Below are 12,090 nucleotides of genomic sequence, written 5' to 3'. Positions count from 1 at the left end.
TTGCGGGGGCCTGACTGCATGGAGACTTGTAAATTCTCCACCTCAATCCGGCTTTACGGCAACAAATTCCGCTTCGCGTCAAAAGCCTCTCTTGCCTACTCATTTTTGGAGTATCTCGTTTGGGCCGGAACGAGAATGTCCGCTACTGTCGCAAGAGACATAGGAAGCGGACATCATGGTCTGGAGAGCGACTACCTTTGCCCAGCCGCTCACTACGAAACGGCAACGACAACCTTCCCTTTTGCGCGTCCGGTCTCGACATACACCAAGGCGTCGGCCGTTTGTGCAAAGGGGAACACCTTGTCGACCACAGGACGGACGGCGCTGGCGTCGATCAGCGCGGCGGTCTCGCGCAATTGCTGACCTTCCGCGCGCATGAACAGAAAGGAGTAGTCCACACCTCGACTCTTTGCCTTTTTCAGAATTCCCCGGCTCAGTATCCGCATCACAAAGCGCAGGAAGAAGTTCAGCCGCAGGGATTTGGCGAAGGGGGCGTCCGGTGGACCGGAGATCGAGATGAGCTTTCCACCCGGCTTCAGCATGTTCAATGACTTTGCCAGCGTCTTGGCATCCTGGCTGTTCAGCACGAGGTCGGCATTAGCCGCACTGGTGGTGGTTGCCAGGGTGGCGCCGAGATGTTTGGCAAGCTGGATGGCGAAGGTGCCGACACCGCCGGAACCGGCCTGAATGAACACCTTCTGGCAGTCGGCAATCTGATCGGCATTTTGTTCTGCCATGTCCACATCCTTCCTTTTCCGATCCGTTCTTAACCAGGCTATGCGCCCACGTGGTCGTTGCCACCGTGCGCGGCCATGAACATGGCGACGGCCGACCGGCAATAGGATTCGATTTCGTTGTCGTCCTCCGCTCTCGCCTCATCGAAGCGTGCGATAATCAGGAGATCTGAGCCTTTGAAAAGCGCAGCAAACAGGCGGGCGGACTGGACAGGATCAGGCACGTTCAGAAGCGCCTTCGCATGCAATTGACGCAACAGGGCCTCGATTTGGGCGATCATATGGGCGGGACCGGCTTCGTAATGAATCTTGCCCAACGACTTTTGACTTGTGACATCGGCCGTAACCATGGCTTCGACACTGCGAACGTCCGGGCGCAACAGCGTGCGAAGCAGGGATGATCCCACCGCCATGAGCTGATCTTTGGCCGAATCGTCGACGCCTTCAAAAAGGACCTGCGGTATTAACTGCTGGCAGCGGGCCGCAAATGCTGCGCCAAACAGCGCCTCCTTGTTCTCGAAGTGACGATAGATGCTGAGCTTGGATATCTTCGCCCGCTGAGCGACCTTGTCCAAGGTCGTCGCTTGAAAACCCAGCTCGGCAAAGAGTTCCCCTGCCGTGTCGACGATTGTTTGACCAAGCGTTTCGTTGGCAGGCCGGCCGCGCCGGCTCTGACTATTTTTAGTCACGATAGTTACAGTCCTTGACAGTATCGTTATTCGTGAATTAAGATACCACGTAGTTTCATAAATAAGCAAGCCAAAGAATCAGTCGAAAAACACGAGGGTGCCATGCAACGACGAACACTGCTGAAGCTGGCCGCGCTTTCCACCATCAGCGTGCCCCGTGATCAGGCCGCCGCCAGCCCCAGCCTGTCCCCCTCCATCCACAACAAGGAACCCATCACCATGAATGATGTCATCATCATCGGCGGCAGCTTTGCCGGCCTCGCCGCTGCCCTGCAGCTCGGCCGTGCCCGCCGCAAGGTCACCGTTCTTGATACCGGCCTGCCGCGCAATCGCTTCGCAGGCCGCTCGCACGGAGTGCTCGGCCACGATCACAAGCCACCATCGGACATCCTGACCGAGGCGCGGCAGCAGCTGGCGCGTTATCCCGCGATCAACCTGGTCAACGCTCGGGCCGACAGCATCTCCGGTGCCATCGACAATTTCTCCGTCCTCACTGGCGATGGCGAAAGCCTCAGCGCGCGCCGCCTGATCCTGAGTTATGGCGTTGTCGACCAGATGCCTGTTGTTCCAGGCTTTGCCGAAAGCTGGGGTACATCCATCATCCCATGCCCCTATTGCGACGGCTTTGAAGTCGCCGGCCAGCATTGGGGCCTCGTGTGGTCGGGTCCGCAGTCGATAAATCAGGTGAGGCTTTTTCACGATTGGACCGACAGTTTGACGGTCTTTGCCGATGGTCACGACATCACACCCGACATCCGGGCCGATCTGGCGGGCCGAAAGGTACCGCTCGTTGATGGCCGGATCACCGAGATCGTCCGTCATGGGGACCACAATGCCACTATCAAGCTCGATATCGGCCCCGATGTCGCAGTCGACATCCTTTTCGCGCATCCGCGCAACAAGCCGTCCGCAAGCCTTCATGACGCACTGGGCCTCACCATGGTCAATACGCCAACCGGCATCGCCCTCAAGACCGACGAGCGCCGCGAAACCAGCATGCCCGGCATCTATGCCGCCGGCGACCTCGCTAACCCCGGAATCCCCTCTGTCACCACCGCAACATGGCAAGGCGCGATGGCGGGTATCTTTGCCCAGCAGTCGATGCTGGTTTAAGCACAGATTGGAAGATGAAAATGACTGTGGAACCGGCTAGCGCGGGTGTGCGCTTCCCTCCGCCACTTGTCTATCTCGCAGCACTGCTGTCGGCGCTGGCGGCAGAGCGTGTCGTCGCACGCTGCGCTCGTTCGATATCGACTGGCGGCTGCTGGTTGTGAACGCTGCTTTAGACCCGTGTCGGTCCGAGCGCATGCAAGCATATTCTCGCCAGTGCGACCGACCGCTACAGTGAATGTGGCGGTCGACGCGACTGTGACACCCGGTCAGTCATGACGATAGATGACATGAAGTTTCCGAATGCCGCATGCCCAACTTTGCGGGTTTTAGGGCGCAAGCTCCGCGAAAGCTTACGATCGGGAGAGCCCAAACGTCTTCCTGATGCCGCTATCCAATGCCTTGGCTGGAACAAATCGTTTCAGGCGGCTCAGAAGCGTAGCCTGTTTTCCAACCGGCCTGCGCATTTTGTGAGGGCCTGTGATTGCTGCCATGATTTCGGCAGCGACAGTCTGAGGACTGCTTGCTGTCTTAATGGCTGAAAGAACGGCCTCATTGGATTTGGCAAATTGGGGAGCGTAGTCATCAATAAGCGTCTCTGTCTGCTTCGCATTGACATCGAGACTTGTCCTCGTGAACGTCGGCTCAACCAAGACGGAGCGAATGTTGAATTGCCGAACTTCGTGGTCAAGCGTTTCAGACAGTCCCTCCAGGGCATGCTTGCTGCTGGCATAAAGGCCCATATACGGTGCTGGGAGGAAGCCGAGGACCGAGCTGACATTGACGATCAAGCCGGAGTTCTGCTGCCGCATCGCGGGCAATACCGCTCGTATCATGCGCAGCGGGCCAAAGAGATTGGTTTCAAAAAGGGCCTTCGCCTCATCGTCCGATGTGCTTTCGACCGGCCCGACAAGAGAGACGCCTGCATTGTTCACCACGACATCAATCCGGCCTGAATGGGACAGAACCCAATCGACGAACTGCCTCACCGACTCGTCGTTGTCCACATCGAGACGTCCGTACTCGACACCGGGAACCGGTCCACTTTTGTCCGGATTGCGCGATCCTGCAAACACCTTGAACCTATTCTGCGACAGCAACCTTACGGTTGCTTGCCCTATGCCGGAGGATGCTCCGGTCACGACAACAATCTTGTCTGTCGACATCTACGCTCTCCAAAATTAGCGTGGGATTAGAAATCAATATAGATTTCACTTGTAATCTATAACTAAGTTAGATTGCAAGTGAAATAAAACGCGTTTGCGGAAATTGGGGAGACGGGTGGTCAACCCACACGACACTTGGAATGAATCGCTTCGACGCGCGAAACATCGGTCGAGTTAATGCGGCGGTTCTCGGCGGGATGAAGGCATGGCTTCCGAAAGGGTTCTGTTGGCACGCGAGACACACGCCACATCTCGCCAAGCAGTATGATCCCTCCGCAGCAGATGATGCTGCGGAGGGACGGGGTGGCTATTCCGCAGCAAGCGAATGCTGAGCTGTTTCCGTATTCGCGTGCTCCGCCGAATAGATTTCTGCTTTGGGTGGCTTGATGCGGAACCATGCAGCATAGAGTGCCGGCAGGAAGAGCAGGATGATGAGCGTGCCCACCGCCGTTCCGCCGATAAGCGTGTAGGCCATCGAACCCCAGAAGACCGAATGCGTCAGGGGAATGAAGGCGAGGACCGCGGCAAGCGCCGTCAGGATAACCGGCCTCGTTCTTTGCACGGTCGCTTCTATCACGGCGTGATAATCATCAAGACCTGCCGCCTTGTTCTCCTTGATCTGCTCGGTCAGGATCAACGTGTTGCGCATGAGGATGCCCGCCAGGCCGATAAGACCCAGGATCGCGTTAAACCCGAAAGGCTGGTTGAACAGGATCAGGGTCGGCACGACGCCTGCAAGACCGAGTGGTGCTGTCAGCATCACCATCGTCATCGTCGACAGGCTGCGTACCTGCAGGATGATGACGATCAGGGTCGCTGCGATCATCAGTGGGAAGACCTTCACCAGGGCAGTATTGGCCTTGAGTGATTCCTCGATATTGCCGCCCATCTCGATTGTGTAACCGGCAGGCAGAGATGCAATGAGTGGCTGGAGAGCGGTCATCACTTGCTGCGAAACCTCCGGCGGTTGTGTCGCCTCGTTAATGTCGGATCGGACCGTCACCACAGGCGTTCTGTCACGACGCTTGAGGATCGGCTCTTCGACGCGCACCTCCGTGTGGCCGATCTGATCGAGCGGGATCGCACGACCGTCTCTCGTCACGAGCGAGAAGTCGGCGAGCCTTGCAGGATCAAGGCGGATTTCACCGGCACTTCTGGCCACGACGGGAACGTTTCGGATGTTCTCTCGGACTTGCGTGACGGGAACACCACTCAGCAGAAGCTGTATCTGCTGGGCAGCCTCGGCGGACGACATGCCGATGAGGTTCAGGCGATCCTGATCAGGAACGAACCGGACAACAGGTGTGCGGTTACCCCAGTCACGGTTGGCATTTCTGACGTCAGGTACCGAGCTCATGAGAGCAAGTGCCTGCTCGGAGATTTTGTACAGTTCTTCGGCGTCCGGTCCTTTGATCCGAAACTCGACGGGGAATGGCGTGTAGGGGCCAAAGACGAGTTGCGTCACGCGGACGAATGCCTCGGGCGCCAACCCTTGCGCAACAGCTTCCCGCAGACGCAGTTTCAGCGCCTCACGCTCATGTGCGTCGGATGTCAGCACAACGATCTTCGCAAAGGCAGGATCGGGCAGTTCGGGCGCCATGGCGAAGAAGAAGCGGGGCGCACCCTGGCCGATGTAGCTGGTCGCGATCTTCGTTTCGGGCTGCTGCTTCAACCACGCCTCGAGCTTCTTGACCGTGGCTGTCGTCGTTTCGATGCTCGTGCCTTCTGGCATGCGGACTTCGACAAGAACCTCAGGGCGGTCCGATGTCGGGAAGAACTGCTGCTTCACCGCACCCATCCCGACGACCGAAAGCGCCATGACAACGCCGACAATGGCGCAGGTCAGGAACTTGTGCTTGACGGTGAATTCGATCGCACCGCGCAGGCGTCTGTAATTCGGCGTATCGTAAATCGCATGATGGCCGCCTGCCACCGGCTTGATATCGGGCAACAGCTTTACGCCGAGATAGGGCGTAAAGATCACCGCCACGAACCAGGAAACAATCAGTGCGAAACCGACGATCCAGAAGATATTGCCCGCATATTCACCCGCTGCAGAGGCGGCAAATCCGACGGGCATCAGGCCGATAATGGTCACAAGCGTGCCCGACAGCATCGGTGCCGCAGTGTGGCTCCAGGCATAGGCAGCCGCCTTGATGCGGTCCATGCCCTCTTCCATTTTCACGACCATCACCTCGATGGCGATGATGGCGTCATCGACAAGCAGGCCAAGTGCCAGGATCAATGCACCGAGCGTGATGCGGTCGAAGAAGCGCCCCGTCTCGAGCATGATGATGAAGACGACAGCCAGCGTCAGCGGAACGGCCAGAGCCACGACGATGCCCACCCGCCAGCCGAGCGCAATGAGGCTGACGAAGAGCACCACGCCGAGGGCCATGGCGAACTTCACCATGAATTCACCCACCGCCGCATCAATGTTGACAGCCTGATCGCTGACCTTCGTCAGCGTTATGCCAAGGGGTAACGACTGTGCGATCCGGCTGGAGCGCTCCTCGAGAGCCTTGCCAAGCTCCAGACCATTCCAGCCCTGTTGCATGACAACACCGAGCATGATGGCCGGCTCGCCGTCATGACGGATGACATAGCTTGCGGGCTCCTGATAACCCCGGCGTACCTCAGCAATGTCGGAAAGCTTCAATGCGCGGCCGGAAGCGACGATGGGCGTATCAGCGATAGACTGAATACTGTCATAGGCACCGTCGAGACGAATGAACACCTGCGGACCCTGCGTATCTATTGAGCCAGCGGGCGTAACGGTATTGCGCCGTTGAAGGGCTGCGGCAATGTCCTGAGAAGATATACCGAGCGTGGCGAGCTTCTCATAGGAGAACTCTACGAATATCTGCTCCGGCTGTTCGCCGAGAATATTGATTTTCTTTACGCCGGGAACATGAAGCATGTCCTGCCTGATCTTTTCGGCCTCTCGGACGAGATCGCGCATCGGCATGCCCTGCGCCTTGAGAGCGTAAAGGCCGAAGCTGACGTCGGAATATTCGTCGTTCACGAACGGTCCCAGAACACCCTGCGGCAGGTTTCTGGCTTCATCGCCGAGCTTCTTGCGCGCCTGATAAAATTCTTCAGCGACGGCGCTTGGCGGCGTATTGTCCTTGAGCGTGACGGTAAGATAGGCAAAGCCGGGCCGCGTCGTTGTCTCGACACGGTCGTACCAGGCCAATTCCTGAATGCGCTTCTCCAGCGGCTCGGCAACGAGATCCTGCATCTCGCGCGCGGTTGCGCCCGGCCAGACAGTCGTGACCGTCAACGTCTTGATGGTAAAGGAGGGGTCTTCAGCGCGTCCCAGCTTGACGAAGGCATAGACGCCGGCAAGCGACAGAAGGACGATAAAGAACAGCGTCACGGCGCGTTCGCGAACCGCAAGGGCGGACAGATTGAGGTTCATCAGTTTGCCGCCTCTTTTGTCCCAACGTTGGTGCGAACTTGCGCTCCGTCCTTCAGAAGATGTGCGCCAAGCGCAACGACCTCTTCTCCCGGCTTGACGTTAGTGACGACCACATTCTCTTCGCTCACCCGCTCCACGTTCACATCACGAAACTTCACGAGGGACGATTGCTGATCGATCACCCAGACGCCTGTGCGCGTCCCGTCATCCAACAGGGCGCCTATCGGCAATTCCGCATGATTCTGCGCATCTCTGTTCTCGATTTCGATGGTGACGGTCGCGCCCAGAGGCGCATTTGCAGCACCCCCTTCTAGCACCCAGCGCGTTTCATAGGTGCGGGTCTGCTGATCGGCAGAATCGGAGATCTGGCGCAGCTTGGCCTTTTCGGCATTGTTTCTGCCATAGACGGATGCGGAAGCCTGAGCTCCAATGTCAGGACGCATGGTTTCGGGAAGCCAGACAATCGCTTCGCGCGGACCAGACTTCGCGAGCCGCACAACCGGCTGCCCGGCGGTTACCACCTGGCCCGGTTCACCGAGCGTCTCGACAATGGTTCCATCTGCATCGGCAACAAGAACCGTATATTGGGCCTCGTTTTCGGCAACATTCGCCTCAGCCTGAGCGGCGGCCAACTGTGCCGTCGCCGTATCCAGCAGGGCCTTCGATCGTTCATATTGCTGCGTCGAGGCAGCAGAGGTCTTCACCAGCACGGCAAAGCGTTTCTCATCGGCTTTCGCTTGAACAAACGTCGCCTGTGCTGCGATGACAGCGTTTCGCTTGGCGGTCAGAGCAAGGCGAAGATCGGTCTCGTCAAGCCTCATCAATGGCTGGCCAGCGCTCACCTGCTCCCCGACGTCGACGAAACGTTCAACGATCTTTCCGGGAACGCGAAAGCCGAGATTGCTCTGGACGCGAGCACCAACGGTTCCGGTAAAGCTGCTGCTCGAATTGCCAGGGAGCCTGGCCGTCGCGAGATTGACCAGTGGCGCCAAGGTCCGGGGATCGGCAGCCTTTGCTTCTGGTGCCTGCGCCGGAAGCAGCAGTGCTGCGGCTCCGCCTGCGGCCAGCGCCAGCACTGCTGCTGCAGTGACAACAAGTTTCCGTTTCATTTCATCGTCCCTTCTTGACGGCCTGTTCAAAAATATTAGATTGCACTCTAACTCTAAAAGACATATAGATGTCAAATGAAATCTAATTGGAGGTCCACATGAGAGTGAGCCGCGTACAGGCAGAGGAAAACCGGGAGAGGGTGATAAACGTCGCCAGCCGGTTGTTTCGAGAGCATGGTTTCGACGGGATCGGCCTTAAAGACCTGATGAAGGGTGCGGGCCTCACCCAGGGTGGGTTCTACAAGCAGTTCGCATCCAAGGACGATCTTGCGGCGCTCGCATCACGGCGTGCTCTCGAGAGCGCCACCAGGAGGTGGTCTGATGCCGCAGCAGACACGTCAGATCCGCTGGAATCGATCATCAGCTTCTACCTCTCCAAAGATCATAGCGGCGAGAAGGCAGAAGGATGCCCGCTTGTTGCTCTCGGCTCCGACGCTGCGCGTCAAACTGACGAAGTTCGGCGCCCGTTTGAGGATGGTATCCGGGCGCATTTCGAGGTGCTCGAACAACTCATCGGAGAGGGTGACGATAGAGCTCGAAGCGGAAAAGCCATGGCAATATTGTCCATGATGGTCGGTGCGGTGACGCTGTCGCGGATCATCGAGGATGAACTGCTGTCGACGAGCGTACTCGACGCGGCAGCGAGCGAGGTTCGGCGCATTGCTGGCCGCGATGGCAGCGACTAACAAACAGTTTTTGGATGTTCGTCGCCGATAGCTGGCAAAGCTCAGCGCCGCACGCGTATCAGAAGAGAATAGCGCGAACCGCATGTCCAAAGTTCACGACCAGTCATTCGGTCGGACGCCGAAGGCATGCCAAATTTTTGATCCTAAACAGGTGGAAATGCAAATGCGTCGTGTCGTTGTCACGGGAATGGGAGCCGTCAGCCCCCTTGGTGCAAATGTCGATATCTCCTGGTCCCGGCTCCTTGCTGGCAAAAGCGGGATCCGTCGGCTGGGTGATGACATCGTCGGGGATTTGCCTTCAAAAATCGGAGGCGTGGTCCCTTCTCTGGCAGACGATCCTGAAGGAGGATTTGATCCTGACAGGACCCTGTCCTCGAAGGATCAACGCAAGGTCGACCGTTTCATCATCTTTGCGCTGGCAGCGGCGGAAGAGGCTCTCGCGCAGGCGAACTGGAAGCCAGCTTCCGAAGAAGAAAAACTGAGAACGGCGACAATCATCGCATCGGGCATCGGTGGCTTTCCCGCGATAACGGAGGCGGTGCGTACCGTCGACCAACGCGGCGTCCGCCGCCTCTCGCCCTTCACCATTCCATCCTTTCTCGTGAATCTCGCTGCCGGACAAGTCTCTATCCGGCATGGCTTTAGAGGCCCGCTGGGAGCGCCGGTGACGGCATGTGCTGCCGGCGTTCAGGCGATTGGCGATGCAGCGCGACTGATCAGATCCAATGAAGCCGACATTGCGGTTTGCGGTGGCACCGAGGCCTGTATGAACATTGTCAGCCTTGGTGGTTTCGCAGCGGCAAGATCACTATCGACAGGCTTTAACGAGACCCCGGCCAAAGCGTCACGTCCTTTCGACACCGCCCGCGACGGCTTCGTTATGGGTGAAGGCGCAGGCATCCTCGTCATTGAAGCGTTAAGCCACGCCCTTGCTCGTGGTGCGACGCCGATAGCAGAACTCGTTGGATACGGAACGACGGCCGACGCCCATCATATTACCTCCGGCCCGGAGGACGGAAGCGGCGCCCGCAGGGCAATGCAAATAGCCATCGCGCAGGCTGGTATCGCGCCGCACGAAATCGGCCATCTGAACGCACATGCGACTTCGACCCCGGTTGGAGATCTCGGAGAGCTCAGAGCAATCAAGAGCCTGTTCGGCCAAAGGAAGTCAATCGCTGTCAGCGGCACGAAGTCGGCGACGGGGCACCTGCTGGGGGCCGCTGGCGGCCTTGAGGCTATTTTTACGATCCTGGCGCTCCAGCACCAGATCGCGCCCCCGACGTTGAATCTCAGTTCACCGGACCTTGAAGCCAATGGCATCGACTTTGTCGCAAACGATGCCCGACCCCTCGATGTTGAATATGCGATATCCAATGGCTTCGGCTTCGGTGGCGTCAATGCCAGCGCAGTGTTTCGACGCTGGCCGAGGAGAGGCAGTCGTACGCCATTGGCTGATTAACCCCCGCGCGTGATCCCTTTTGAACAAAGTCTCCACCAGGACGCTCCCACCATGCAACCAACGACTGTCGTTTCACCGCCCGGCATAACGCTCCTCAAGCCAAGGATTGCCGTCATCGGCGTCGGCGGTGGCGGCGGCAATGCTGTCAACAACATGATCATGCACGATCTCGAGGGCGCGGAGTTTATCGTTGCGAACACCGATGCTCAGGCTTTGTCCATGTCAAAAGCGCCACGCCTTATCCAGCTTGGCCCGACCGTCACAGAGGGGCTTGGCGCCGGATCATTGGCCGATATTGGACAGGCGGCAGCCGAAGAGTCGATCGGCGAGATCATGGACCATCTCCACGGAACGCACATGTGTTTCGTGACGGCGGGCATGGGAGGTGGAACGGGAACAGGTGCCGCACCCGTTATCGCCCATGCTACGCGCAAGGCAGGCATACTGACGGTCGGCGTCGTCACCATGCCCTTCACATTCGAAGGTACCCAGCGAATGCGAACAGCGCGGCAGGGAATCGAGCGTCTCAGCCAATGCGCAGACACGGTGATCGTCATCCCCAATCAGAACCTGTTCCGGGTTGCCGATGCGAAGACGACCTTCGCGGATGCATTCGAAATGGCAGATCATGTGCTGCATGCCGGGGTCAGTTCCGTCATCGATCTGATCGTCAAGGAAGGATTGATCAATCTCGACTTCGCCGATGTAAGGTCAGTCATGCATGACATGGGCCGTGCTGTCATGGGCACGGGCGAGGCAACGGGAGACGCCCGCGCCCGACATGCCGCCGAGGCAGCGATTGCCAATCCGCTGTTCGATGAGGCGTCCGTCAGGGGAGCGAAAGGCCTTCTCGTCTCGATCTCCGGCGGACCGGACATGACCCTTTTTGATGTCGACGAAGCTGCAACACGTGTTCGCGAGGAAGTCGATGACGACGCCAATATCGTCGTCGGCGCGACATTCAATGACGCGCTTGAGGGGCGGCTGAGAGTCTCTGTTGTCGCCACCGGATTGAGACAACCGGCAGAGGTGATCCACCTTTCGGAGCGAATGGCGTGATGCTCGCTCATACTGTGGGGCCTGCAAGCGCCGATTTGTAAAATTGATGGCCATGGAGATTTGAAATGTTAAAGCGTTTTCGAGAAAAATGGCGATCGTGGGAAGATGCCGTCCTGGGTATCGACGATCCGCAGGGAGACTACCTCATCGCGCTGGAAAAACGGCTGGCCCGCCTGGAGACCGAAGTGGCTGGATTAAAGGCACAGCCCCACGAGGAGGTAGTGCGGGAAGACGGCGCCGAAAATAAGGGGTGATGGCTGGGGCGTGACCCTCGTCTTTCCGGTCCTCATGCTGATGCAAATGATGTCGAATGGCGGGATTGGAAGGGGAGTTTCCTCGGCTGTGGCCCGAGCGCTGGGTGCCACCCGCCACGCTGATGCCGATGGGCTTGTCTGGCATCCACCTCCGTCGAAGTGGATGTTGAATCACCTGCCAACGCTGCTGTCACATCACAATCGATTCATCGATTGCAGGATGTGCTCTAGAGTTGTGCTAGAGGATTTTGGGCAAAAAAATAGCTCCGGGGTGACCCGGAGCTATTTGATATCATTTGTAATTTTTGGTTGCGGGGGCAGGATTTGAACCTGCGGCCTTCAGGTTATGAGCCTGACGAGCTACCGGGCTGCTCCACCCCGCGTTGACTGGTTTTATTATAGC

The 12,090-nt window shown here is 58.1% G+C and carries 9 protein-coding genes, 1 tRNA gene and 3 pseudogenes; 7 read left to right on the top strand and 6 right to left on the bottom strand.

What is annotated here, in order from left to right; all coding sequences use genetic code 11:
* Window positions 1-212 precede the first annotated feature (212 nt).
* Both ACQZ5K_RS13670 and ACQZ5K_RS13665 read right to left on the bottom strand, forming a co-directional pair.
* Window positions 213-701, bottom strand: a pseudogene (locus tag ACQZ5K_RS13670) (zinc-binding dehydrogenase); the annotation flags it as partial.
* A 74-nt stretch (window positions 702-775) separates the two neighbouring features.
* Window positions 776-1,423, bottom strand: a complete 648-nt coding sequence (locus ACQZ5K_RS13665) for a TetR/AcrR family transcriptional regulator (RefSeq protein WP_448740608.1) — start codon at window positions 1,421-1,423, stop codon at window positions 776-778.
* 219 nt (window positions 1,424-1,642) lie between these two features.
* Here ACQZ5K_RS13665 and ACQZ5K_RS13660 point away from each other — a divergent pair, with 219 nt between their 5' ends.
* Window positions 1,643-2,536, top strand: coding sequence for an NAD(P)/FAD-dependent oxidoreductase (locus tag ACQZ5K_RS13660; protein WP_448740684.1), 894 nt, complete (start codon window positions 1,643-1,645; stop codon window positions 2,534-2,536).
* 20 nt (window positions 2,537-2,556) lie between these two features.
* Window positions 2,557-2,708: pseudogene (locus ACQZ5K_RS13655) on the top strand (isoprenylcysteine carboxylmethyltransferase family protein); the annotation flags it as partial.
* Between the two features lie 178 nt (window positions 2,709-2,886).
* Here ACQZ5K_RS13655 and ACQZ5K_RS13650 read toward each other — a convergent pair.
* The 3 genes from ACQZ5K_RS13650 to ACQZ5K_RS13640 form a co-directional block, all read right to left on the bottom strand.
* Complete coding sequence (locus tag ACQZ5K_RS13650; protein ID WP_448740607.1) at window positions 2,887-3,699, bottom strand: oxidoreductase; 813 nt, start codon at window positions 3,697-3,699, stop codon at window positions 2,887-2,889.
* 307 nt (window positions 3,700-4,006) lie between these two features.
* On the bottom strand, window positions 4,007-7,120 hold the full coding sequence (locus tag ACQZ5K_RS13645; RefSeq protein WP_448740606.1) for an efflux RND transporter permease subunit: 3,114 nt from the start codon (window positions 7,118-7,120) through the stop codon (window positions 4,007-4,009).
* Window positions 7,120-8,229, bottom strand: coding sequence for an efflux RND transporter periplasmic adaptor subunit (locus ACQZ5K_RS13640; protein ID WP_448740605.1), 1,110 nt, complete (start codon window positions 8,227-8,229; stop codon window positions 7,120-7,122). Before ACQZ5K_RS13640 ends, ACQZ5K_RS13645 begins: the two co-directional genes overlap by 1 nt.
* Before the next feature lie 98 nt (window positions 8,230-8,327).
* Between ACQZ5K_RS13640 and ACQZ5K_RS13635 the strand changes: the two genes are divergently transcribed.
* From ACQZ5K_RS13635 to ACQZ5K_RS13615, 5 genes and pseudogenes are all read left to right on the top strand, one after another.
* A complete protein-coding gene (locus tag ACQZ5K_RS13635; RefSeq protein WP_448740604.1) occupies window positions 8,328-8,915 on the top strand; it encodes a TetR/AcrR family transcriptional regulator in 588 nt (195 codons plus the stop codon).
* Between the two features lie 163 nt (window positions 8,916-9,078).
* Window positions 9,079-10,374 (top strand): beta-ketoacyl-ACP synthase II, encoded by a 1,296-nt coding sequence (gene fabF, locus ACQZ5K_RS13630; protein ID WP_448740683.1) that lies wholly within the window; start codon window positions 9,079-9,081, stop codon window positions 10,372-10,374.
* Between the two features lie 51 nt (window positions 10,375-10,425).
* Window positions 10,426-11,433 carry a cell division protein FtsZ gene (ftsZ, locus tag ACQZ5K_RS13625; RefSeq protein WP_448740603.1) on the top strand — a complete coding sequence of 336 codons (1,008 nt, stop codon included), beginning with the start codon at window positions 10,426-10,428 and terminating at the stop codon, window positions 11,431-11,433.
* Between the two features lie 65 nt (window positions 11,434-11,498).
* Entirely contained in the window at window positions 11,499-11,687 is a 189-nt protein-coding gene (locus tag ACQZ5K_RS13620; protein WP_135856656.1) for a hypothetical protein, read from the top strand.
* 7 nt (window positions 11,688-11,694) lie between these two features.
* Window positions 11,695-11,832, top strand: a pseudogene (locus ACQZ5K_RS13615) (MATE family efflux transporter); the annotation flags it as partial.
* A 161-nt stretch (window positions 11,833-11,993) separates the two neighbouring features.
* Here the strand turns inward: ACQZ5K_RS13615 and ACQZ5K_RS13610 are convergent.
* A tRNA-Met gene (locus ACQZ5K_RS13610) sits at window positions 11,994-12,070 on the bottom strand.
* Window positions 12,071-12,090 lie beyond the last annotated feature (20 nt).

This window comes from Agrobacterium sp. 22-226-1 (assembly GCF_053522345.1).
The sequence above is the reverse complement of the archived record's forward strand: the minus strand, read 5'-3'. Positions and strand labels throughout refer to the sequence as shown.

What these genes read in the sequence shown, in the direction of transcription:
- ACQZ5K_RS13660 (WP_448740684.1), top strand. Translation starts at nt 1,643, where the DNA reads ATGAATGATGTCATCATCATCGGCGGCAGCTTTGCCGGCCTCGCCGCT.
- ACQZ5K_RS13650 (WP_448740607.1), bottom strand. Translation starts at nt 3,699, where the DNA reads ATGTCGACAGACAAGATTGTTGTCGTGACCGGAGCATCCTCCGGCATA.
- ACQZ5K_RS13645 (WP_448740606.1), bottom strand. Translation starts at nt 7,120, where the DNA reads ATGAACCTCAATCTGTCCGCCCTTGCGGTTCGCGAACGCGCCGTGACG.
- ACQZ5K_RS13640 (WP_448740605.1), bottom strand. Translation starts at nt 8,229, where the DNA reads ATGAAACGGAAACTTGTTGTCACTGCAGCAGCAGTGCTGGCGCTGGCC.
- ACQZ5K_RS13635 (WP_448740604.1), top strand. Translation starts at nt 8,328, where the DNA reads ATGAGAGTGAGCCGCGTACAGGCAGAGGAAAACCGGGAGAGGGTGATA.
- fabF (WP_448740683.1), top strand. Translation starts at nt 9,079, where the DNA reads ATGCGTCGTGTCGTTGTCACGGGAATGGGAGCCGTCAGCCCCCTTGGT.
- ftsZ (WP_448740603.1), top strand. Translation starts at nt 10,426, where the DNA reads ATGCAACCAACGACTGTCGTTTCACCGCCCGGCATAACGCTCCTCAAG.
- ACQZ5K_RS13620 (WP_135856656.1), top strand. Translation starts at nt 11,499, where the DNA reads ATGTTAAAGCGTTTTCGAGAAAAATGGCGATCGTGGGAAGATGCCGTC.